We start from the raw sequence: 21,572 nt of genomic DNA, 5'->3' as shown, positions 1-21,572 counted from the left end.
CCACGTTCCCGCTGTCAGCGACCGCATCACGTGCGATAGGTTGCTTCCACCACGACCTTTATGCCAGTGGATGACACCCTAGGGACCATGTCGCAGCAAGCGCCAGCAGCAGTGCGATCGGACAGTGCAATCGACGCCGACGACGTCACGATAGCCTACGTCGGCGGCGGCAGTCGCCAGTGGGCGCCGAACCTCATCCGGGACCTCGCCCAGTCCGACCTGCACGGCGAGGTCCGACTCTACGACGAGTACGTCGAGAGCGCCGAGCGGAACGCGGAGTTCGGCAACTGGGTCCACGGCGAGGCCGACGTCGAGCCCTCGACGGAGTGGTCCTACGAGGCGACCGACTCCCTCGAGACGGCGCTGTCCGGTGCCGACGTCGTCGTCCTCTCGACGCAGTACGACCCCGCGGAGACGTTCGTCCACGACCTCGACATCCCGAAGGAGTACGGCATCTACGGCGCCGTCTCGGCCACGATCGGTCCGGGCGGCATCTTCCGCGCGATGCGGACGGTCCCTCTCTACCGGGAGTTCGCGGCCGCGATCCGCGAGCACTGCCCCGGCGCGTGGGTGTTCAACTACACGAACCCCGTCCACTTCGTGACGCGGGCGCTGTACGACGAGTACCCCGACGTCAACGCGCTCGGCCTCTGTCACGAGGTGCTGGGCACCCGGAGCCACCTCGCCGACATCGCGAGCGAGAAGCTCGACGTGGACGCCGAGCGCTCGGACGTCTCGGTCAACGTCAAGGGGATCAACCACTTCACGTGGGTCGACGAGGCCCGCTGCAAGGGGGTCGACCTCTGGCCCCTCCTGGAGGACCTGGTCGACAGCGAGCGGGCCCACCGGGAGTTCTCCTGGGACGACCTCGCGGACGAGAGCGTGTTCGTCGACAACTGGCAGGTGACCTGGGAGCTGTTCCGGCGGTTCGGCGTCCTGCCCGCGGCGGGCGACCGCCACCTCGTCGAGTACGCGACCTGGTTCATCCAGGGCGGCCAGGAGGGGCTCAACCGCTGGGGCGTCAAGCGCACCGGCAGCGACTACCGGGCGAAGCACTGGACGCCGGCGGAGTCCGAACAGACGACCGACGTCGAGGCCTGGCTGGACGGCGAGAAGGAGTTCGAGCTGACCGAGTCCGACGAGGTGTTTGTCGACATCCTCCGGGGGCTGGTCGGGGAGGACGAGTACGTCACGAACGTCAACCTCCCGAACGTCGGCCAGGTGTCGGACCTCCAGAGCGAGGCCGTCGTCGAGACGAACGCCGTGGTCCGCGCCAACGAGGTCAAGCCGATGGCGGCGGGCGGCTTCCCGCGGCCGGTTCGCGCCCTCATCAGCGGTCACGTCGACACCATCGAGACCGTCATCGAGGCGTCCCGCGACGGCGACGTCGACGCCGCGTTCCAGGGCTTCCTCATCGACCAGCAGGTGCGGACCCTCCAGACCGAGGAGGCCCGTGAGCTGTTCGCGGAACTGGTCGCCGCACAGGAGGACTATCTGGACGAGTGGGACCTCGCGGAGTCGACCGTCCTCGCGGAAGCGGACGCCTACTCCGCGGACTGAAGTCAGCTCGGCTCCGTTGCCGGTCCCAGTGCCGGCAGGCTCAGAACCCGTACAGCTCTTTTGGCCGGTCGTACGCGAGGCCCTCGACGAGGTCTCGCGCCACGTCCATCGGCACCTGGCCGCGCTCGACCTGCGTCCCGACGACGTTGGCCAGCGAGCGGCGGAACATCTCGAAGCGCGAGCCGTAGGAGAGGAGCTTCCGCGAGTCGCTGACCATCCCGGCGTGCTGGGAGAGCAGCTCGACGGTGCCGACGTACTCAAGTTGCTGCTCCATCCCGAACGGGCTGTCGTTGAACCACCAGGCCGGGCCGACCGTCACGTTCGGGAACACCCGCGCCATCGTCGCGACCGACGGGTAGTGGGTCGGATCGATCACGTAGAGGACGACGTCCATCTCGTCGTCGAACCGGTTGCAGAAGTGCTCCAGCGGCTTCACGAGGTCCACGTCCCCCGTCGAGACGTCCCCGCCGGCGGCCGGACCGAGCCGCTCGAACAGCGAGTCGCGGTAGTTGCGGACGGGGCCGACGTGCAACTGCGTGACCCACCCCTTCTCGGCGTTCAGTTCGCCGATGTACTCGGTGAGGTAGGCCTGGAAGTCCCCGGCCTCGCGTTCGGAGAGTGAGGCCCCGGCCAGCGCCCGCTCGAAGACGTCGCGGGCGCGCTCGTCACTGACTGGCCGGGTGACGGGCTGTTCGATCCCGAGGTCGCAGGCGCGGCAGCCGCGCTCGTCGAAGTAGTCGTGGGAGGCCTCCAGCGCGGCGAGGAACCCGTCGAAGTCGCCCGTGTCGACCTCGATCGCCTCGGCGAGTTCGGCGACGAAGTCGGTCCACTCGGGCCGGTCGACCTTGACCGCCCGGTCCGCGCGCCAGGTAGGCACGAGCTCGACCCCATCGACCTCGTCGGCGGCGCGCTCGTGGTACGAGAGGTCGTCCGTCGGATCGTCGGTGCTACCGACGACCTCGACGTTCATCTCGGCGAGCAGCTCCTGGGGTCGCATGTCGTCCCCGGCGAGCTGGGCCTTCGTCTCCTCCCAGATCTCGTCGGCCGTTTCGGCGGAGATCGTCTTCTCGATTCCGAACCGTCGCCTGAGATCGAGGTGGACCCACTCGTAGGTGGGGTTGCCGGCGAACTGCGGGAAGGCCTCCGCGAGCGTCGTCCACTTCTCCCGGTTGTCGGCGTCGCCGGTGATCAGTTCCTCGTCGACGCCGCAGTTGCGCATCAGCGCCCAGACGTAGTGGTCCGTGGCGGCCTCGACCTCCCAGACGTCGTTCCAGCCGTCGTTCTCGACGATCTCGGCGACGTCCGCGTGCGTGTGGGGATCGACGATCGGGCGGTCGGCGATCGCGTCGTACAGTTCTCGCGCGGCGTCCGTCTCGAGCAGGTAATCCTCGTCGAGGAAGGGCATACGCTCACGTTCCCGCCGAATCGACTATAAAACTACGGGTGCGACGCGCCGGCACTCGCCACCGGAGCCACATGTTTTATAGTTACTGTTCACGCCCTCCGAGACGATGTCAGACGAGGCGACGCTTCGCACGGCGGCCGACGCCAGCGACTTCCGAATCGGTGCCGCGATCGATCCCGACGCGCTCCGCAGCGACCCGAGTTACCTGCGGACCGCCAAGAGCGAGTTCAACGCGATCACTCCGGAGAACGCCCTGAAGATGGGGCCGCTCCGACCGTCGCGGGACACCTACGACTTCGGCGACGCCGACGCCGTCGTCGACTTCGGCGTCGAGCACGACATGTACGTCCGCGGGCACACGCTCGTGTGGCACAACCAGAAGCCCGACTGGTTCCAGGCGTGGGACTACACCGGCGATCAGCTCCGGACGTTCCTGCGCGACCACGTCCACACGGTCGCCGGTCGCTACCGGTCGAAGATTGACGCCTGGGACGTGGTCAACGAGGCCGTCGCGGACGACGGGTCGATGCGCGACACCGTGTGGTACGACGCGCTGGGCGAGGAGTACCTCGCCGACGCGTTCCGCTGGGCGAACGAGGTCACCGACGCGGACCTCTACTACAACGACTACGGCGCGGACGGGATCAACGAGAAGTCCGACGCCGTCTACGACATGGTCGAGGGGCTGCTCGACGACGGGGTGCCGATCGACGGGGTCGGCCTCCAGATGCACGCGCTCGGCGACCACCCCGATCCGGGCTCCGTCGCGGAGAACGTCCGGCGGTTCCGGGACCTCGGGCTGGACGTCCAGATCACCGAGATGGACGTCGCGTTCCACGTCGACGACGTGTCCGAGAACCCCGACGAGGACCAGGCGGAGTTCTACGGCGACGTCGTCGCGGCCTGTCGCGACGCGGGCTGTGACACAGTCGTCACGTGGGGCGTCCACGACGCCAGCACCTGGCTGCGGAGCTTCAGGGACTTCGGCGAGCGGTTCACCGGCGACCCGCTGCTGTTCGACGACCGGTACGACGAGAAGCCGGCCTACGACGGGGTGAAAGGCGCACTCGAAGACTGACGCGCGGTTCAGGCCGTCTCGAATCTGGCCGCGGTTCGACTGACTCGGCCCGTCGCGGACTGCCCGACGATTTCAGTCGAGTCGCGTCTCCAGGTGCCGGGCCAGTCCGTCCCCGATAGACTCCATGCCGCCGTCGCTGGGGTGGAGGACGTCCCAGGTCAAGTCCGAGGCCGACAGCAGGTCCGTCCCGGCGACGAGGGAGAGGTTGTCGTGCGGCGAGTCGTCGACGACGGAGCGCAGGGCGTCCCGGTAGGCCGCCGCGACGTCGGCGTCGCCCTCGTCCGTCACGTCCGCGTAGTACGGGAACAGCGTGACGCAGACGATCGGCTTCTCCGGGTGCGCCCGGGCGACGGTGTCGACGAAGTAGTCGGCGCGCTCGCGGAACTCCGCCGGCGGGAACCCCGCGTTCGCCATGTTGACCGAGAGGGCGAACGTCGCGACGTCCCAGTCCTCGCGGTCCGCGACGTAGTCCGCCATCGCGGGCTCGCAGTACGCCGACCCGGAACAGGCGAGGTTCAGCGCGTCGAGGCCGCAGTCGCGGGCGACGCGCGACACGTAACTCAGGTGCGCCGCCGAGGCCTTCGCCCCCTCGGTGATGGAGGTGCCGTAGGCGAGGTAGCGCCGGTCGGGGAGTTCGGCGGGTTCGGGCGGTCGGCAGTCGCCGGCGACGTCGTGTAGCGCGACCGGCGTGAACCGCTCGAACGCGATCCGGCAGATGCGCCGATCGAAGCGCCCCCGTCGACGCTCCCGTCGAGGCTCCGCAGTCGGTCCGGAACGCTGAGGGAGAGCGTCTCGGGCGTCGAATCGATCTCGATGGCCTGCCAGGGCCGGAACGAGCCCCAGAAGATCCGGGCCCGCGTTCGGTCGGCCGCGGACAGCGTGACCTCGATCTCGTCGCTCTCGCTCTCCGGGACGAACCGGATTTCGCTATGGGTCGGGTGGCGTACCGGTTCGCGCGCTTCGCCGTTCAGGTCGGCCCGGACCGAGGCGGGAACGCGACACAGTCGATCACCGTCGGTGGTCCAGTCGGCGGGCTCCGTTTCCGCCACGTTGTGCAGTGTGACGGACGACTGCGTCTCTGCGGTCATCTGGGATACGATCCGATCGAACGTGTCGGTTATATGTCTGCCGATCAGGCTGGTGTCGCACGGCGCCGTCGCGAACAGCCACGACTTCGGCGGGTCCGACGCGGACGACGGTCGCTCACGTATCGGTCCTAGTACGCTCTGAGCAACTGTCCGGGCCGACTCCGGGAACTGTCGGTAAATGGTTCTCCATCGTGGAACGGAATGACCATCCCGCAGCTCCCGAAAAGTAACGAGAGTACTACCGTTACCTCCGTCACTATACGTAACTCGGTCCCCCCGTCGGAACCCGATCGACGGGAGTCACCGGCGGCGTTGGTCGCGCGTATCTGTTCGTGATTGTAGAACAGCTCGTCGGGAACCGAATCGCAGTTCGTCCGCCGTGCCGAGGGGCCTACGAGTAGGTGATGTTGAGTTCGATGACGTTCTGGACCTCCAGCACCTTGTTAGGAAGTTCCTCCCGGAAGCGCTCGCCGCGGAGGCGGTTGGTGGGGCCGGAGACGCTGATGGCGCCGTGGATTTCCCCCTCGTGGTGGACTGGCGCGGCGACGCAGCGGAGCCCGCTCAGGCGCTCCTCGTCGTCGAACGCGACGCCCTCCTCCCTGATCTGCTCGAACTCCGCGAACAGTTCGTCGCGGTCGGTGATCGTGTTCGGCGTCGAGGGCGGCATGCCGTGCTCGTCGAGGATCTCGTGGACGCGTTCCTCGTTGAGGTGCGCGAGGATGGCCTTGCCGAGGCCGGTGGCGTGCAGCGGCGCGCGGGTGCCGACGTGGCCCTCCACCTGGACGGCCATCTCGCCACGCGTCCGGTAGAGGTACGAGCCGATCCCGTGTTGCTCGACCAGCAGGTTAGCGAGTTCGCCGGTCTCAGAGGCCAACCGCTCCAGTTCGGGCTTGGCCACCTCGAAGATGTCCATCTGATTGCGGGCGTAGGCCCCGTAGTCCAGAAACCGGATCCCGACGTGGTACTCGGTCCCGTCCTTGAACACGTACTCCTCCTGTTCTAGCGTGCTCAGGTAGTTGTGGACGGAACTCTTCGGCAGGTCGAGGTAGTCCGCCAGCTCTGTCACCCCGGCCCCGTCGAGTTCCTTCAGCGCCTGTACAATGGTGAACGTCGTTTCGACGGATTTCACCGGATTTCTCGCCGTGGTTCCCATGGGAGCCCTAATGACACACCGGCAAATAAGTATTCGGGATAGATGAACGGGTCGTTTCAGTCACGACCGCTTCTCGCTCGCACCGCCGCTCGGTGCCAGACCGCCCGTGAAGTGGCGTCTGAGGCGATCAGAACGGTCTCGAAACCCCGGTCCTGTGGCGTCAGCGCGGTCGGGAAATACCAGTTGCGAGACGTCGAGAACGCCGCTCGCGCGCGACCGGCCGGCACCGCTGCGTCTCCCGGTTCCGTTCAGACGTCGACGACGCCGTTGGTGAGGGTGCCGACGTCTTCGATTTCGATGAGGACCTCGTCGCCGGGGTGCATGGTGTAGTCCTCGGGGACGAGCGCGGTGCCGGTCAGCAGGACGGTCAGTTCGGGCAGTTCGTTGTGGCGCTCGAGGTAGGAGACCAGTTCCTCGCAGCTGTGGACCATGTCGCCGGTGTCGGCGCTTTGCTCGTAGACGACCTCGCCGTCGCGTTCGATGGTCATGGTCATGGTGAGGTCGTGGGGGTCGTCGATGGACTCGGTCGAGGCGATGCAGGGGCCGATCGAGCAACTGCGGTCGTAGATTTTCGCCTGCGGGAGGTACAGCGGGTTGTCGCCTTCGATCTCGCGGCTGCTGACGTCGTTGCCGATGGTGTAGCCGACGACGTCGCCGTCGTAGACGACCACGCCCAGTTCGGGTTCGGGGACGTCCCAGTCGGAATCGCCGCGGACGCCGACCGCCTCGCCCGGGCCGACCGTCCGGGAGGGCGTCGACTTGAGGAACAGTTCGGGGCGCTCGCTGCGGTAGACCTCCATGTAGAGGTCCGGCGTGTTGCTCTCCTCCTCGCGGGCCTCCTCGCTGATCTCGTAGGTGACGCCGGCGGCCCACACCTCGGGTGGGCGCGCGGGGGCGCGGACGTCCGCCGCCGTCAGGTCGACCGACGGGGCGTCCTCGCGATGTCGGCGCGCGAGGTCGTCGATGGACGTCCCCGCCACGTCGGCACAGCGGGCCAGCGTCGTGAACGAGTCGATCCGCTCGTTGGCCGCGGTCAGGTCGAACGCTCCGGCGTCGTCCTCGGCGACGAGATGGGCGTTCCCGTCCGTAGCCACTCTGTAATAGCGCATGGCACTACCTGGCGCTGCTCGGCACTTAACAATATCGCCAGCCGGCAGGTGAAGACCGCGAGGCAATCGGGTCGTTCAGGCTGCCGGGGCGGCGTCGACGGGGGCGCTCGACTCCTAGTGGTGCAGCGTCAGCGACCCCTCGTCGAGGGACACCTCGTAGTACCCCTTCGTGTGCCAGTCCAGCGTCTCGCCGCCCTGTTCGAGGACGCCGCCGTCCACGGTCCCGCAGGTGCTGGCCTTCGGGGAACGCGTCCGGTAGCTCCCACTCCCAGACCGTCCTGTCGCCGGACTCGTTGGGCGTCACCGACTCGAACAGCTGCTGGCCCCGCCAGTACGCGCCGACGTTGGCGACCGTGTCGATCCACACGTCGTCGTAGGACTTCGCGTGCTCGACGCTGCCGATGATCTCGTCGACGCCGACCGGCGCGAACCACTCCTGATCGGTGGGGGTGATCGAGTGGAACAGGAAGACGAGCCACTCCCCGTTCGAGCGCGCCTCGTCGACGAGCCCGTTGAACGTGTCGGCCGTGTCGCCCTCCTCGGCCATGTAGCAGGGCAGGTTGTAGGGGTCTGCGCCGGGGCCCGGCGCGACGGCTCCGCCGCCGACTCCGCGGTTCAGGAACAGTCCATTGGACCTGGCGGCCTGGGTCCAGCCGCTCTCGCCGAACGGCGACGCCATCGTCCAGACGCCCTCCTGACCGAGTTCGCCGGTGATGTACTCCGAGCACTGGCTGATCTCGGCGTCCATGCTGTCGAGCGGGTCCCCGAAGCTGCTCCCGGTGAGGTCGTTGTGCGGGTGGCTCACCGTGTGGTTCCCGATCTCGTGTCCGTCCGCGGCCACGTCGGTCCACTGTCCCGTGGTGCTCCCCGCGGTGACGTTCTTCGAGAGGTAGAACGTCGTGTTGACGCCGGTCGACTCCAGGGCGTCGTAGTGGCTGAGGTGCGAGGGCTGGCTGTCGTCGAACGAGTAGGTGACGGCGCTCTCGAAGCCGGCCCAGTCGAGCACTCTGAGGTTCCCGGGCTCGCCGGTCGGCCGGGACACGTCCTCGCCGGTCAGCTCCGGCGGCCGGGCGAGTGGCCCGTCGCCCCGTTCGACCGGCGTCGCGGTGTCGACGTCGACCTCGGTTTCGGTCGGCGTCTCGGTCGGCATGTCAGTCGGCGTCGGCGTGTCGGTGGGCGTCGCCGTGTCGGTGGCCGTCGCGTCCGACGACCCGTCCCCGCTACAGCCGGCGAGCCCCGCGACGCCCGACGCTCCGGCGATCGCCTGTCGACGAGTCCGCGTGACGTCTGGTCCTTCTCGACCATGCACATCACCGCCCGGTGTTCACAATAAAATTACTGGCGAGTTCAGCCACTGAGCCGGGTTCGACTACTCCGGCCCGACCTGCTCCATGAGCCCGCGCATGTATCCGACGGCGAACAGTCGCCCCATGTCGGTGTAGCCGGCCTGCGCGTCGTCGCGGTGGCCCTCGTCCAGCATCCGCGGCACGTGGTCGGGCCGGATCGGTCCGTCGAAGCCGACCTCGCGGTAGACGTCCATCGCGGCCAGCATGTCCGTCTGCCCCTCGTCGTGCCACGTCTCGACGAACTCCTCAGACGACCCCTCGACGTCGCGGAAGTGGACGAAGTGGATGCGGTCGCCGAACTGCCGGATCGCCGCGGGCACGTCGGCGCCCATCGCCGAGAAGTTGCCCTGACAGAAGGTGAGGCCGTGGTTCGGACTGTCGTACAGGTCGAGGATCCGCTGGACGTTCTCGACGGAGTTGACCAGTCGCGGGACGCCCCTGACCGAATCGACCGGCGGGTCGTCCGGGTGCAGCGCGAGGTTCACGCCCGCCTCCTCCGCGACGGGCACGACCTCGTCGAGGAAGTATTCGAGGTTGTCCCACAGCTCCGCCTCCGTCACGTCGACGGGGTACTCCGGCCCCCGCTCCGACTGTTCGTGGTCGTACGCGGTGGTCCGGGTGTCCCCCCGCAGGGGGACCTCGTCCGAGGTCCGGACCACCCCGACGGGGTTCTCCGTCCACACCCAGCTGTAGGTGTCGATGCCGACTGTCCCCATGTTCCGCAGCAGTTGCTTGACCGTCTCGATCTCCTCGTCGCGCCCCTCCCTGCCCAGGACGGTGTCCGTCATCGGCGGCCGGTCCTCGACCACCTCCAGCGACAGGCCGTGGTCGGCGAAGCGGTTGCGCGCCTGCAGTAGCGAGTCGTACGTCCACCACTCCTCCTCGCCCCAGAAGCGGACCACGCCCGTCGAGAGACCCAGCTGTCTGGCCATCGTCCACCGTTTATCGGGGTGCGGCGGGAGCATGAGCGCGGTGTCCATACCCCGTAATCGGAAAGCCTCGCCTTAGAGGTTGCGCGACACGTCTGTCCATCGCGGCGGAATCCCGGTTCAATCCGAGCTAACGCTGTTAGTATCAACGATAGCCGCATTATAATTCGTGATCCAGCCACCATTATTATATCGCACCATTGGGAACGTAACGACGGAGCGAGACGACGTCATGTTAGACGACTCTTCGCACGTTCGGACCAGACGGCGTACGTTCTTCAAGACCATCGGCGCGTTCGGCGCCGCAGCGGCCATCGGATCGTCTGCGACCGGCTCGGTCAGCGCCCAGTCGGAGGACGGCTATCGCGAGGCGCTCCGTGCCGAGCTCACCGCGTCGGACCGCCAGGCCAGACAGCTCCCCGAGGGAAGCTACGTCTACGGCGAGACGGAGGCCGACGCCGTCGAGGCGTTCTCGCTGCAGGGCGACGGTTCGGCGACCGAGTTCAGCGTCGACTCGGACGCCGTCCCCTTCGCGCGGGCCGAACGGCTGGCGGTGTCGGCCGGCGACCCCGCGGCGACCGCCTATCGCGGGCCGATCGAGGACGCCGACTTCGCGTCCGGCGACCGCCTGCTCGGGGTCGCGTGGGTCCGCAGCGACGACGCCGACGCCGAGGCGCGGGCGGCGTTCCGCTACGGCGACGGCGAGAACTTTGTGCAGCGCGGCGCCGACGTCGACCCGACGGGGGAGTGGCTGCGCTGGTTCTTCCCGATCGAGATCGGCTCCGTTCCGGACGGCGACGCGGCCCCGGCGCTGGAGTTCTGGACCGGCTACGCTGACCAGACCCTCGAGATCGGTGGCGTCGCCCTGATCGACTACAGCGACGCCGACGTCGGACTCGGGACCCTGCCGCCGTACGACTACGCGGGCCGTGACGAGGACGCCGAGTGGCGCGAGGCGGCCCAGGAGCGCATCGAGGAGGTCCGGAAGACGGACGTCGAGGTCGAGGTGGTCAATCCCGGTGGTCAGCCCATGCAGGGAGCCTCGGTCGACGTCGAGATGGTCGAACACGAGTTCGACTTCGGCAGCGCCGTCTCGGTCGAGCACGTTATGGGCGACAGCGAGGACGACCGGATCTACCGCGAGACGTTCTTCGAGAACTTCAACAAGGCCGTCGTCGAGAACGCCCTGAAGCACCCCGCCTGGGAGGGCGAGTGGGACATCAGCAACGAGGACACGCGAGCCACGCTCGACTGGCTCGCCGACCACGACGTCCCCACCCGCGGCCACTACCTCCTGTGAGAGGAGAACCAGACCGACGGCGGCGGCGGGATGAACGTCGATCCCGAGCTCTCGGCCGACGAGAAGCGCCAGGTCGTCGCCGAGAAGATCGCGGACCACGCCGCGGAGTTCGATGGCGACGTCACCGAGTGGGACATGCACAACCACCCGATCTGGCAGTCAAACTACCGCGACGACGAGAACCTCGGCTGGGACGCTGTCGACGAGTGGTGGACGACTGCCGACGACACCACGGACGCCGAACTGCACACGAACGAGATGGGTGCCATCGGCGGCCAGTGGCAGCGCCAGGCCTACTACGAGTACATCCAGCACCTCGTCGATAACGACTACTCCATCGACGCGATCGGGTTCATGGGCCACCACCAGCAGCAGTGGAACCAGCTACTGGACATCGAGGACATGATCGCAGGGTACGACCAGTTCGCCGAGTTCGGGCTCCCGATGCTCGTCACCGAGTTCGACATCGAAATCTTCGACCGCCGGAACGCCCAGGACGTGGCGGTCCAGCGGGACTACCTCCACGACTTCCTGACGGTGGCGTTCAGCAAGGAACTCGTCAAGGGCGTCGTGTCGTGGGGCTTCTGGGCCGACGACCACTGGCGACCGACCGGCGCGTACTACGACTCCGACTGGACGCTGCGGGAGCATGGCGAGACGTTCCTGGAACTCGTCTACGACGAGTGGTGGACCGAGGAGTCCGGCGAGACCGACGACGCGGGCGTCTACGCGACCCGAGGCTTCAAGGGCACCTACGAGATCTCCGTCGAAAAGGGCGGACTCTCTGCCGAGACGACCGTCACCGTCGACGACGACGCCGACACGGTGACCGTCGAACTCACGCCGCCAGGGCGGGACAGACACCAGTGCAAGCCCGGGAACGGCAACGGAAACGGAAAGGGTAACGGGAACAGAAAAGGCAACAGCAGCGACAACGGCGACGAGTGACCTCCCCGAGACCTCGCGCCAGCCGCTGACTACCTGACCGACCGCGTCCCCGCCACCGCGCCTCTCCTCGCAGTCGTTACTGGACTGATCGATTCGTGCGACCCGAACGGGCAGAACGCGGTCCGTCGAGGGCCTCGTCCGGCCGCCCGCCAGTTCCGGACGTCGACGTCGGGGGCGACGGCCGGGTCGCAGGCACGGCAGCCAGCGTCACTCCATTTTGACGGTGACGTACCCGCAGAAGTTCAGGATGAGGCGCTGCGTCTCGTCGCCGAAGACGGCCTTGCCGGTCGGGGACCGCTGGCTGCCGAGGGTGAACACGTGGTCGCACCCGTGTTCCTCGGCGACCTCGATCACGCGCTCGGACGCCACCTCCTCCGAGCGGTCGGCGACGATCGTCCACTCCACGTCGAAGCCCTCGAGCGCGTCCTCGGCCGTCTCGGCGGCGTGCTGGCGGGCGATACCCATCGCCTCCTCGTCGCTGTAGTCCTTGTTCTCGACGCGGCCGATCTCGTCGAGCGCCGACACCACGTCGCCGAACTCCCCCTCGCTCAGCGGGACGTATAGCACGAGATCGGCGTCGGCACCGGACGCGTAGGCGCCGGCCTCTCGCAGCAGTTCGCCGCTGTCCTCGCGGTCGTCGAGCACGACAAGTGCGTCGTCCATAGAATTCGCAAGTTGAGTGACAGATATAAACTCCCTACCTCGCCAGCGCGGGACGGTCGAGCGGGTCGACGGGTTACTCAGCGTCTGTGCGACCCTGCTGTTCGAGGATGTCCACGAAGCGGTCGGCGAACTTGACCGTCCGCGTCGGGAGCCCGTAGCGGTCCTCGCCCATGTCGTACTCCCGGAGCTCCGAGACGAACTCCGGCGTGTGGTTCAGCCGCGTCACCGCGTCGCGGACGTCGATTTCGAGCGTCCCGTCGTCGGTGTCGAGCCACGGCTGCTTGCGCTGCTTCTGGTCGTACTCGATGGCGTGAGTGTCGCCGCCGACCGCGTCGACCACGTCGTCGACCGGTCCGACCTCCAGCCGGTCGTCGACGTCGTCGGCGACCAGGACGAGCGTCCCGTCCTCGCAGGCCGGCTCGTAGCGTGTCATCGGTCCGGAGTACCCGCTCGCGGCGTAATAGTGTTTTCGCTGACTGCGGAGAACGGGGCCCACGACGGGCCCGGTCGGCACCGGGAAACCGTTACGTGAGTTCCTCGGGGTCCTCGACCGCGCCCTCGAGAGGTTCGCTGTCCCAGTACTCGTGGTTCGGGTCCTCGCGGAAGCACGCCGCGTGGCCGTCGCCGCCGTCGACGTCCATCAGCTCGGGCTTGTCCTTCCGGCAGGCCTCACGCGCGACGGGACACCGCGTGTGGAACCGGCAGCCCGACGGCGGGTCCACCGGGTCCGGAACGTCGATCTCGCGAAGCGGCGGTTCCGACGCCTCCATCGCGTCGAGGTCGAGGTTCGGCGTCGCCCAGCGCAGCACCTCCGTGTAGGGATGGCGCGGGTCCTGGATGAGCCGCTCCGCCGACCCGATCTCGACGATCTCGCCGAGGTACATCACCGCGATCCGGCCGTCGCCGTGCTCGGCGAAGTACCGCGCGTTCGAGAGGTCGTGCGAGATGAACAGGAACGACGTCTCGAACTCCTCCTGGAGTTCGAGCATCAGGTCCATGATCTCGATGCGCAGCGACACGTCGACCGCGGAGATGGCCTCGTCGGCGAGGATGGCCTCCGGGTTCATCAGCAGCGCCCGCGCGAGCGCGACGCGCTGCTTCTCGCCGCCGGAGAGCTGGTGGGGATACCGGTCGAGGAAGTCGTCGGCCGGCGACATCCCGACGCGCTCCAGCAGCGACCGCATCCGACTGCGGCGCTCGTTCTGGCCGATGTTCGGGTGCGTGTGCCGGAGCGGCTCCGAGAGGATGTTGACGACCCGGCGGTTCGGGTTGAGCGCGCTGCCCGGGTCCTGATGGATGATCTGCAGCGACTGCCGGATCTCCTCGTGGGAGATCTCCACGTCCCCCCTGCCCTTCTTGGCGTCCCAGATGTCCTGACCGCGGAACTCGATGGAACCGCCGGTGGGCTTCTGCAGGCCGATCATCGTCTTGCCCAGCGTCGTCTTGCCACAGCCCGACTCGCCGAGCAGACAGACGAGGTCCTGCTCCTCGATGTCGAGGTCGATACCGTCGACGGCTTTCACGACGTCCGGTTCGCCGGTGAACCGATCCATGAGCCCCTGCTCCTCGGTGAAGTGGACCTCCACGTCGTTGAGCGAGAGCAGTGCGTCGCCGTCCCGCTCCGAGGCGGGCGTGCGCGCCCGTTCGGACGGCTCGATGACGTTGTCGAAGTCGAGTTCACCGTCGTCGAAGTTGAGCGGGATCTCCTCGCGTGCCTCCTCCCAGTGGTGGCAGGCCGCGCGATGGGTGGGGTCGTCGTCGCCGTGTGAGATCAGCGGCGGGTCGTCGGTCCGACACTCCTCGGTCGCGAGCGGACACCGCGGGTGGAACCGACAGCCCGACGGGACGTTGATCGGCGCGGGCCCCTCGCCCTCGATGGGCTGCATCTCCTTCAGCGGTGCGTCGAGGTTCGGGGTCGCGTTCAGCAGTTTCCGCGTGTACGGGTGCGCCGAGTTGGTGATGATCTCGTCCCGCGGACCGATCTCCGCGAACTGGAACGCGTAGATGATGGCCATCCGGTCGGCCAGCGACGCGACCAGCGGCAGGTCGTGCGTGATGAAGATGATCGTGAGGTCGTACGTCTCCTGGAGGTCGTTGAGCAACTGTAGGATCGACCGCTGCATCAGCAGGTCGAGCGCTGCAGTCGGCTCGTCCATCACGAGCACCTCGGGGTCCAGCACCATGCTCAGCGCGATCAGCGCGCGCTGCTGCATGCCGCCGGACAGCTCGTGGGGATACGCGTCCAGCACCCGTTCCGGCTCGAGGTACAGGTTCTCCAGAAGCTCGTGGGCGAACTCGATCCCCTCGTCGACGCTCTTGTCGTGGGCCTTCAGCGTCTCCTTGAAGTGGGCCCCGATCTTCATCGTGGGGTTGAACGAGCTCATCGCCCCCTGGAAGACCATCGAGATCTCCTCCCAGCGGAACTGGCGGAGCTCCTCGTCGCTCAGCTCCAGCACGTCGACGGGGTCGCCGTCGGTCGGGTGGTAGGTGATCTGCCCGCTGAGCACGCCCGGGTCGGGGACGGCATCGAGCAGCGCGGACGCGAACATCGACTTGCCGCTGCCGCTCTCGCCGACGATGCCCAGCACCTCGTGGCGATCGATAGTGACGTTGGCGTCGTCGAGGACGTAGGTCTGTCCGTCGTTGAAGGTGACGTTCGTGTTCTCTATCTCGAGGATCGGATCCTCGACGTTGCTGTCCACCGTGGCGCGATTCGCGGTTGAGCGTTCCGTAGCCATTTAGATCATCCCCGTTGTCGTCGCGTCGTCTTCCCCTTCCTCGACTGACTTGGATTCACCGGTGAGGCGGGTCCGGACCCGGGGATTGAAGATCCGGTCCATGCCCTGACTCACCAGGATGAGCCCGAAGGCCAGTCCCACGATCGCGATGATGGGGACGAGCAGCCAGTGGAACGCGTCCAGCGTGAACAGGCCGCCCTGGTTGTACGCGTTGTTCAGCGTGACGCCCCAGTTCTGTCCGGTGTAGGGCAGGACGCCGATGAAGTACAGCCCCACGGACGCGAAGATGGTGTACCGCGCGGCCAGCACGAAGTTGACCATCACGTACGGCATGATGTTCGGCAGCACGTCCTTGAGGATGATCCGCGACGTGCTGGTCCCCATCGTCCGCGACGCCTCGACGTAGCTGTTCTCCCGAATCGAGAGGACCTGTGATCGGATCGACCGACCCAGGCCGGCCCAGTAGTTGATTGTGAGGATCACGCCCAGCAGGATCGGGTTCTCCGGACTGAGCGTAATCGCCAGTACGATGACCAGCGGTAGCCCCGGGATCGCCATGAAGAAGTCGGAGATCGACGTGATGACGCTGTCGACCGTGCCGCCCTTGTAGCCCGAGACGGTGCCGACGACGACGGCGAGGCCGGTCGCCCAGACGCCGCCCGCGAGCACCATCAGCAGGATGAACGGCGTGGAGTCGATGATCAGCGCCAGCAGGTCGACCCCCGACCGGGTCGTCCCGAGGGGGTAAGCCATGTTTTGGAACGGTTTCAGGAGCGCGTCGGCCTGGTTCGGGCTGGGGTTCCGGTAGAGGCCCAGCACCTCGACCAGCCCCATCAGCAGGTAGACGCTGAGGATGAGGACGCCGACCCGGGTCCGCCAGTCGGACCAGGCGACGACGGCCGGCTCGTAGATCATCCGCTCGTACAGCTCCTCGAGCCGGTCGCGGCGGGTCATGTCGGCGTCGGTCGCCTCTGACCGCCAGTCGACGCCGCTCGTCCCTGCGTCGGTGTCAGTACCCATCGGAATCACCTGCGCTGATGCGCGGATCGATCAGTCCGTAGGTCATGTCGGCCACGTAGACGGCGACGACGAGCGTCACCGTGATGATGAGGAAGCATCCCATCATCAGGGGATAGTCGTTCGCGTTTACGGCCTCGATCAGGTAGTACCCCAGCCCGGGGTACGAGAAGATCTCCTCCAGCACGACGGTACCGCCGAGGCGGAAGCCGATCTGCAGGAGGAGCCCGGTGTACATCGGCAGGATCGCGTTCTTGGCGACGTACCGGGTGGAGATGCGGGAGTTCGACAGGCCGCGGAGCCGGGCGACCTCGACGTACTCCTCGCCGAGCACCTGAATGCCGTTCCCGCGCATGTTGAGTGCGGTCGACCCGATCCCACCGATGGTGAAGGCGGCGATCGGCAGCGCGGCGTGGTGCAGGACGCTCGTGATGTACTCGATCGTGAAGCCCGCTTCGACGCTCCGCGCTGCGGCGTTCCCGGTCGGGAACCAGCCGAGCTGGAACGCCAGCACGAACAGGGCCAGCACGGCGAAGATGTAGTACGGCACCGACATCAGGAAGATCGAGCCGCTCGACATGATCTTGTCGAACTTCGAGCCTTCCCAGTACGCCTGCACTGCCCCGATCAGCACGCCGATGACGAACATCAGGATCGTGGAGGTCACGACGAGGAACACAGTCCACGGTAGCGCCCGCGCGAGCACCTCTACGACCGGCTGTTCGAGCGAAATCGACCGACCGAGGTCGAGCTGTACCACCCCAATGATGTAGTCGATGTACTGCTGCCAGAGCGGCGCGTCCGGCCTGATGCTCTGCAGCTCCTCGATTCGGGCGTTCACCTGCTCGACCGGAACGCCCTGCCGAATGAGCTGGATCCGCAGCTGGGTGAACGGACCGCCGGGCAGCAGTCGAATGAGACCGAACGTGAGCGTTGCCACTGCCAGGATCGTCAACGGGATCCGTAATGTCCGTCTTAGGTAGTAGTTCATTTTTAAAAGATGACGGGATAGGTCGTCGCGCTATCCGTCGTACTGCAGGTCGCCCTCGTGGACCCACCAGTACGGCGGCCACTTGACCCGACGGTTAGTAGAGCCTTCCTCGGCCACCGTCCACTCGTCGTTAGTGGTCCAGGACTGCTCGTACTTGGAGACCAGCCCCAGGAAGGGCAGTTCGATGTGGTTGTGCCAGGCGGCCTGCTGGACGTACTGGCGCGCGTCATCCCGGCTGGGCTGCTTGGCGATGTTCTCGGTGGTCTGCAGCGGGTTGAGCGTCATCTCGCCGCCGTCGCGGCCGGGGATGGTCTGTTCGGAGTCGGCCTTCTCGCGGTAGTTGTGGCCGCCGCCGATGTCGGTGGCCCACAGCTGGTAGTACAGCGGGAAGTACGGGAACGCCGAGCGCGACCCGCCCGGCAGCCAGTACATACTCCCCATCGTGAAGTTGGACTCGGAGTAGTTGCTGAACCAGTCGTTAGTCGGCTGGGTGTTGACCGAGAAGTCGAAGCCGAAGTCGTTGAGCTGGCTGACGACCGTCTCCGTCATTGTCGTCCAGTCGGTCCAGCCGGCCGGCGAGTAGTAGTCCCCGCCGACCGTGTTGCCGTCCTCGTCCTGCCAGGTGCCGTTGTTCTTGGAGTAGCCGGCCTCCTCCATCAGCTGGGCGGCCGTCTCGGTGTCTTTCGATTCGGGACTGTAGGTCTCGAAGTCGCCGAACCAGTCACCGAGCCAGCTCTCCTGGTCCTGCGGGGCGATCCCACAGGGCGTGGGCGTCACGAACTTCGACCGCGGGCCGGCGTTGTCGACCAGCGCCTGGCGGTTGATGGCGTGAGCGACGGCCTGGCGAACCTCGCGCTGGCCGAAGTGCGGATCGTCGTGGTTGAACACGACCCCGTAGCCCCACTTGGCCGGGATGTTGACCTCGACGACGTGGTCCGGGAACTGCTCGGCGATCTCCGGCGGCGTGAACAGGCTCGTCGCGGCGTCCACCTCCGAGGCGGAGATCAGCGCCTGGTGCTGAGCGTTGTTGCCACCGTAGCTGTCCAGGTAGTAGCTCTGGAAGTTGACGTTGTCGGCGTTGTAGAACTCGGGGTTGCGCTCGAACTCGAAGGCCTGCTGGTCCTTGCTGACGAACGACCACATGCCGCTGGCGACCGGGTCCTCCCACGCCCACTGGAGGAACTCGGCCTCGTCTGCGTCGAGGAACTCCTCGTGGGTCTCTTTCTTCGTGTCGACGAAGAAGTTCGTCAGCTCGAACTGGATGATCTCCGGGTTGGTCGGGCCGGAGAGCTGGAGGGTGGCGGTGCGCTCGTCGACGATCTCGTAGTCGTCGACGTACCCCCACAGCGAGGTGCCGGTCTTCTCGGCCAGCTGCAGTTGCACGTCGAGGTCCTCGGTGGTCCAGTCGTCGCCGTTGTCCCACGTCAGGTCCTCGCGGAACGTCAGCGTGACCTCCTCCCCCCCGATCTCGAGGTCCTCGAGCGCGCCCAGCAGGAACTCGCTGTCGGTGAACGAGTACTTCAGGAACGGCGCGAACACCGCCCGCCCGGCCGGCCAGGCGTAGTTCTGCGTCCCCGAGGTGTTGAAGTGCAGGTCTGCCGGGTTGCCCGTGTACGCGTTGTGGAACTCCACGTCGTGGACCTGGCTACCGCCCTCGGTCCCGTCGCCGGTCGATCCGTCCGTCGCGTTGTCGGAGCCGTCGCCGGAACCGTCCCCGGAGCCGTCTCCGCCGCAGCCGGCCAGCGCGGCCATGCCGGACGCGCCGGCGACTGTGAGCATCTTCCGACGACTGATCGCGTCGTCATACCTGTCCCGTTCACTGTCGGATGACATAACGTCCCAATAGTAACTATAGTGGATTATAAATATTGTGAATGACTGTCGTACAAGTATCGTACTTGGGGTTTCTGGGGCCGCTACCCCCGTCTGACCCGGCACAGGAAACTCAGTGTGTAGTGGGGAACATATAATATTCCGCCCGTTATCAGAAGACGGAGGTTGGCCCCGATATCGAGAAGATACGGCCGTTTATCTCCGGTCTCGATGGTCGCGTCGGAACAAATCCTCACAAACCATCATATATATAATCCACCTATGGGGATCAGTGAGGTTTTGTATCGCGGCCGTTCTGCCTGACCACATGCCAACAGAGCAGTACGACGACTGCTGGCTCCGATACGAGCGCGTCGCGGACGACGCGCTCCGGGACGCGTACCGGCGCCGATGCAGACACGCGTACGTCGCGGAGAAGTCGCCGGAGTGCAGCGCGGTGCGGGACGAACTCCGGCGCGCCGTCCCCGGCCTGCTCGGCGAGGACGTCCACCTCTGGCAGCACCCGCCGACGACCGCGGAGGGGTTCCTCGCCGTGGGCACCCCCGACGACATGGCGATGATCGCCGAGTCGGTCCCGGCCGAGGCGGTCGAAGACCTCGTCGACGGCGGCTATCTCCTCCGGTCGGTCGAGTGGGAGGGGCAGGACTGCCTCGTCGTGACCGCACCGACGGACCGGGGACTGGTGTACGGAACGTTCCACCTCCTCCGCCTGATGGCCACCGGCGAACCCGTCGACGACCTCGACGTGCGCGAGGAGCCGGCGACCCCCAATCGGCTGCTCAACCAGTGGGACACGCCGTTCCGGGGGACGGTCGAGCGCGGTTACGGCGGCGAGTCCATCTTCGACTTCGACCGCCTGCCCGATCTGCGCGATCGTTACGAGGACTACGCCCGCCTGCTGGCCTCCATTGGCATCAACGGCATCGTCGTCAACAACGTCAACACCGACTACTACCCGCGGGGGACCACGACCGAAGCCGCTCAGGAGTTCGACGGCTGGCGACTGCTGGAATCCCGTCGGCTCGAAGACCTCACGAGCCTCGCGTCGGTGTTCCGGCGCTACGGGATCCGGACGTACCTGTCGGTCAACTTCGCCGCCCCGATGCTGGTGGGCGACCTCGACACCGCCGACCCGCTCGACGAGGACGTGCGGGCGTGGTGGCGCGAGAAGGCCGACGAGGTGTACGACCTGCTCCCGGACTTCGGCGGCTTCCTCGTGAAGGCGGACTCCGAGGGACAGCCGGGACCGTACGACTACGACCGCGACCACGTCGACGGCGCGAACGCCATCGCCCAGGCGCTGGACCCCCACGGCGGCCGCGTCTGGTGGCGCGCGTTCGTCTACGGCTCCCACGAGGACCGGGCGGTCCAGGCCTACGACACCTTCGAGCCGCTGGACGGCGAGTTCGCCGACAACGTCACCGTCCAGATCAAGAACGGCCCGATCGATTTCCAGCCCAGAGAGCCCGTCTCGACGCTGTTCGGCGCGATGCCAGAGACCGACCTCGGCCTCGAACTCCAGATCACCCAGGAGTACACGGGCCAGGGCGTTCACGCCACCTACCACCTCCCGATGTGGACGGAGGTGTTCGACTTCGACACGCACGCGGGCGGTGCGGGCACGCCCGTGAAGTCATTCTTCCGCGACCCCGGCGAGGGCGTCGTCGGCGTCGGGAACGTCGGCGAGGACCACAGCTGGACGGGCCACTACCTCGCGCAGGCGAACCTGTACGCCTTCGGCCGGGCGGCGTGGAACCCGGACTGCGACGCCGAGGCGGTCACGACCGAGTGGGCCGAGCAGACATTCGGGGCCGACGAGGAGGTCGTCGAGACCGTCGTCGAGATCCTCCACGACTCGTTGGAGGCCTGCATCGACTACGAGACCGGCGGCCTGGGACTCATGCACATGATGCACAACGGGGAGGAGTACCTGGAGAACCACTACTACCCGTCGCTGGAGGAGTGGCCCGGCTACCACGGCGCGAGCGAGGACGGGATCGGCGTCGATCGCACCTCGACCGGAAGTGGCTACGCCGCGCAGTACCGCGACCCCGTCGCCGAGCGGTACGAGTCGCCCGAGACCTGTCCCGAGAAGTATCTCCTCTTCTTCCACCACCTCCCGTGGGACTACGAACTCGACGACGGGACGACCGTGGTCCAGCGCCTCTACGACAACTGCTACGACGGCGTCGACGAGGTGCGGCGGCTCCGCGACCGATGGGCCGCCCTCGAGGGACGGGTGGACGAGCGCCGCCACCGCCACGTCGCCGAGCGCTTCGAGGAGCAGGTCGCCCAGGCCGAGCGGTGGCGCGACGTCCTCACCGAGCGCTTCCGCGACTGTTCGGGGGTCCCCGACGAGCAGGGACGCGTCCCCGAGCCCTGACGGCCGGTCGCCGCCGGTGAGGGCCCGGTCG

The 21,572-nt window shown here is 67.0% G+C and carries 18 protein-coding genes; 5 read left to right on the top strand and 13 right to left on the bottom strand.

Annotated features, from left to right (window positions below; all coding sequences use genetic code 11):
• The first annotated feature begins 87 nt into the window (after positions 1-87).
• Positions 88-1,560: a family 4 glycosyl hydrolase gene (locus tag LCY71_RS12800; protein ID WP_225333533.1), complete on the top strand. Its 1,473-nt coding sequence runs from the start codon at positions 88-90 to the stop codon at positions 1,558-1,560.
• Positions 1,561-1,600: 40 nt separating this feature from the next.
• Here LCY71_RS12800 and uxaC read toward each other — a convergent pair whose 3' ends face one another.
• Positions 1,601-2,965 carry a glucuronate isomerase gene (uxaC, locus tag LCY71_RS12795; RefSeq protein WP_225333532.1) on the bottom strand — a complete coding sequence of 455 codons (1,365 nt, stop codon included), beginning with the start codon at positions 2,963-2,965 and terminating at the stop codon, positions 1,601-1,603.
• Between the two features lie 106 nt (positions 2,966-3,071).
• Between uxaC and LCY71_RS12790 the strand changes: the two genes are divergently transcribed.
• A complete protein-coding gene (locus LCY71_RS12790) occupies positions 3,072-4,043 on the top strand; it encodes an endo-1,4-beta-xylanase (RefSeq protein WP_225333531.1) in 972 nt (323 codons plus the stop codon).
• A 72-nt stretch (positions 4,044-4,115) separates the two neighbouring features.
• On the opposite strand, the gene LCY71_RS21610 is transcribed toward LCY71_RS12790, so the two are convergent.
• From LCY71_RS21610 to LCY71_RS12765, 6 genes are all read right to left on the bottom strand, one after another.
• Complete coding sequence (locus tag LCY71_RS21610; RefSeq protein WP_373325134.1) at positions 4,116-4,598, bottom strand: GDSL-type esterase/lipase family protein; 483 nt, start codon at positions 4,596-4,598, stop codon at positions 4,116-4,118.
• A gap of 5 nt (positions 4,599-4,603) precedes the next feature.
• Positions 4,604-5,131, bottom strand: a complete 528-nt coding sequence (locus LCY71_RS21605) for a hypothetical protein (protein ID WP_308444676.1) — start codon at positions 5,129-5,131, stop codon at positions 4,604-4,606.
• A 391-nt stretch (positions 5,132-5,522) separates the two neighbouring features.
• Positions 5,523-6,284, bottom strand: a complete 762-nt coding sequence (locus LCY71_RS12780) for an IclR family transcriptional regulator (RefSeq protein ID WP_225333530.1) — start codon at positions 6,282-6,284, stop codon at positions 5,523-5,525.
• A gap of 248 nt (positions 6,285-6,532) precedes the next feature.
• Complete coding sequence (locus LCY71_RS12775) at positions 6,533-7,393, bottom strand: fumarylacetoacetate hydrolase family protein (protein WP_225333529.1); 861 nt, start codon at positions 7,391-7,393, stop codon at positions 6,533-6,535.
• A gap of 25 nt (positions 7,394-7,418) precedes the next feature.
• Positions 7,419-8,702 carry a polysaccharide deacetylase family protein gene (locus LCY71_RS12770; RefSeq protein WP_225333528.1) on the bottom strand — a complete coding sequence of 428 codons (1,284 nt, stop codon included), beginning with the start codon at positions 8,700-8,702 and terminating at the stop codon, positions 7,419-7,421.
• Positions 8,703-8,762: 60 nt separating this feature from the next.
• A complete protein-coding gene (locus tag LCY71_RS12765) occupies positions 8,763-9,719 on the bottom strand; it encodes a mannonate dehydratase (protein ID WP_225333527.1) in 957 nt (318 codons plus the stop codon).
• Positions 9,720-9,900: 181 nt separating this feature from the next.
• Between LCY71_RS12765 and LCY71_RS12760 the strand changes: the two genes are divergently transcribed.
• Together LCY71_RS12760 and LCY71_RS12755 are read left to right on the top strand one after the other, a co-directional pair.
• Complete coding sequence (locus LCY71_RS12760; protein WP_225333526.1) at positions 9,901-10,968, top strand: hypothetical protein; 1,068 nt, start codon at positions 9,901-9,903, stop codon at positions 10,966-10,968.
• 30 nt (positions 10,969-10,998) lie between these two features.
• Positions 10,999-11,916: an endo-1,4-beta-xylanase gene (locus LCY71_RS12755; protein ID WP_225333525.1), complete on the top strand. Its 918-nt coding sequence runs from the start codon at positions 10,999-11,001 to the stop codon at positions 11,914-11,916.
• Positions 11,917-12,123: 207 nt separating this feature from the next.
• On the opposite strand, the gene LCY71_RS12750 is transcribed toward LCY71_RS12755, so the two are convergent.
• From LCY71_RS12750 to LCY71_RS12725, 6 genes are all read right to left on the bottom strand, one after another.
• Positions 12,124-12,579, bottom strand: coding sequence for a universal stress protein (locus LCY71_RS12750; RefSeq protein ID WP_225333524.1), 456 nt, complete (start codon positions 12,577-12,579; stop codon positions 12,124-12,126).
• A 73-nt stretch (positions 12,580-12,652) separates the two neighbouring features.
• Complete coding sequence (locus tag LCY71_RS12745; protein WP_225333523.1) at positions 12,653-13,012, bottom strand: hypothetical protein; 360 nt, start codon at positions 13,010-13,012, stop codon at positions 12,653-12,655.
• Between the two features lie 91 nt (positions 13,013-13,103).
• Positions 13,104-15,317, bottom strand: coding sequence for an ABC transporter ATP-binding protein (locus LCY71_RS12740; protein WP_225333522.1), 2,214 nt, complete (start codon positions 15,315-15,317; stop codon positions 13,104-13,106).
• Entirely contained in the window at positions 15,318-16,337 is a 1,020-nt protein-coding gene (locus LCY71_RS12735) for an ABC transporter permease (protein WP_225333521.1), read from the bottom strand.
• Complete coding sequence (locus tag LCY71_RS12730) at positions 16,327-17,325, bottom strand: ABC transporter permease (RefSeq protein WP_373325133.1); 999 nt, start codon at positions 17,323-17,325, stop codon at positions 16,327-16,329. Before LCY71_RS12730 ends, LCY71_RS12735 begins: the two co-directional genes overlap by 11 nt.
• Positions 17,326-17,355: 30 nt before the next feature.
• Positions 17,356-19,104, bottom strand: a complete 1,749-nt coding sequence (locus LCY71_RS12725; RefSeq protein WP_373325169.1) for an ABC transporter substrate-binding protein — start codon at positions 19,102-19,104, stop codon at positions 17,356-17,358.
• Between the two features lie 361 nt (positions 19,105-19,465).
• On the opposite strand from LCY71_RS12725, the gene LCY71_RS12720 reads away from it, so the two are divergent.
• Positions 19,466-21,541, top strand: a complete 2,076-nt coding sequence (locus LCY71_RS12720) for an alpha-glucuronidase family glycosyl hydrolase (RefSeq protein WP_225333518.1) — start codon at positions 19,466-19,468, stop codon at positions 21,539-21,541.
• Positions 21,542-21,572 lie beyond the last annotated feature (31 nt).

Source organism: Halomicrobium urmianum, from assembly GCF_020217425.1.
Taxonomy (GTDB): Archaea; Halobacteriota; Halobacteria; order Halobacteriales; family Haloarculaceae; genus Halomicrobium; species Halomicrobium urmianum.
The sequence above is the reverse complement of the archived record's forward strand: the minus strand, read 5'-3'. Positions and strand labels throughout refer to the sequence as shown.

Excerpts from the sequence above, each read along its gene's own strand:
- LCY71_RS12800 (WP_225333533.1), top strand. The coding sequence starts at position 88 with ATGTCGCAGCAAGCGCCAGCAGCAGTGCGATCGGACAGTGCAATCGAC.
- uxaC (WP_225333532.1), bottom strand. The coding sequence starts at position 2,965 with ATGCCCTTCCTCGACGAGGATTACCTGCTCGAGACGGACGCCGCGCGA.
- LCY71_RS12790 (WP_225333531.1), top strand. The coding sequence starts at position 3,072 with ATGTCAGACGAGGCGACGCTTCGCACGGCGGCCGACGCCAGCGACTTC.
- LCY71_RS21605 (WP_308444676.1), bottom strand. The coding sequence starts at position 5,131 with ATGACCGCAGAGACGCAGTCGTCCGTCACACTGCACAACGTGGCGGAA.
- LCY71_RS12780 (WP_225333530.1), bottom strand. The coding sequence starts at position 6,284 with ATGGGAACCACGGCGAGAAATCCGGTGAAATCCGTCGAAACGACGTTC.
- LCY71_RS12775 (WP_225333529.1), bottom strand. The coding sequence starts at position 7,393 with ATGCGCTATTACAGAGTGGCTACGGACGGGAACGCCCATCTCGTCGCC.
- LCY71_RS12765 (WP_225333527.1), bottom strand. The coding sequence starts at position 9,719 with ATGGACACCGCGCTCATGCTCCCGCCGCACCCCGATAAACGGTGGACG.
- LCY71_RS12760 (WP_225333526.1), top strand. The coding sequence starts at position 9,901 with ATGTTAGACGACTCTTCGCACGTTCGGACCAGACGGCGTACGTTCTTC.
- LCY71_RS12755 (WP_225333525.1), top strand. The coding sequence starts at position 10,999 with ATGAACGTCGATCCCGAGCTCTCGGCCGACGAGAAGCGCCAGGTCGTC.
- LCY71_RS12750 (WP_225333524.1), bottom strand. The coding sequence starts at position 12,579 with ATGGACGACGCACTTGTCGTGCTCGACGACCGCGAGGACAGCGGCGAA.
- LCY71_RS12745 (WP_225333523.1), bottom strand. The coding sequence starts at position 13,012 with ATGACACGCTACGAGCCGGCCTGCGAGGACGGGACGCTCGTCCTGGTC.
- LCY71_RS12740 (WP_225333522.1), bottom strand. The coding sequence starts at position 15,317 with ATGGCTACGGAACGCTCAACCGCGAATCGCGCCACGGTGGACAGCAAC.
- LCY71_RS12735 (WP_225333521.1), bottom strand. The coding sequence starts at position 16,337 with ATGGGTACTGACACCGACGCAGGGACGAGCGGCGTCGACTGGCGGTCA.
- LCY71_RS12730 (WP_373325133.1), bottom strand. The coding sequence starts at position 17,325 with ATGAACTACTACCTAAGACGGACATTACGGATCCCGTTGACGATCCTG.
- LCY71_RS12725 (WP_373325169.1), bottom strand. The coding sequence starts at position 19,104 with ATGCTCACAGTCGCCGGCGCGTCCGGCATGGCCGCGCTGGCCGGCTGC.
- LCY71_RS12720 (WP_225333518.1), top strand. The coding sequence starts at position 19,466 with ATGCCAACAGAGCAGTACGACGACTGCTGGCTCCGATACGAGCGCGTC.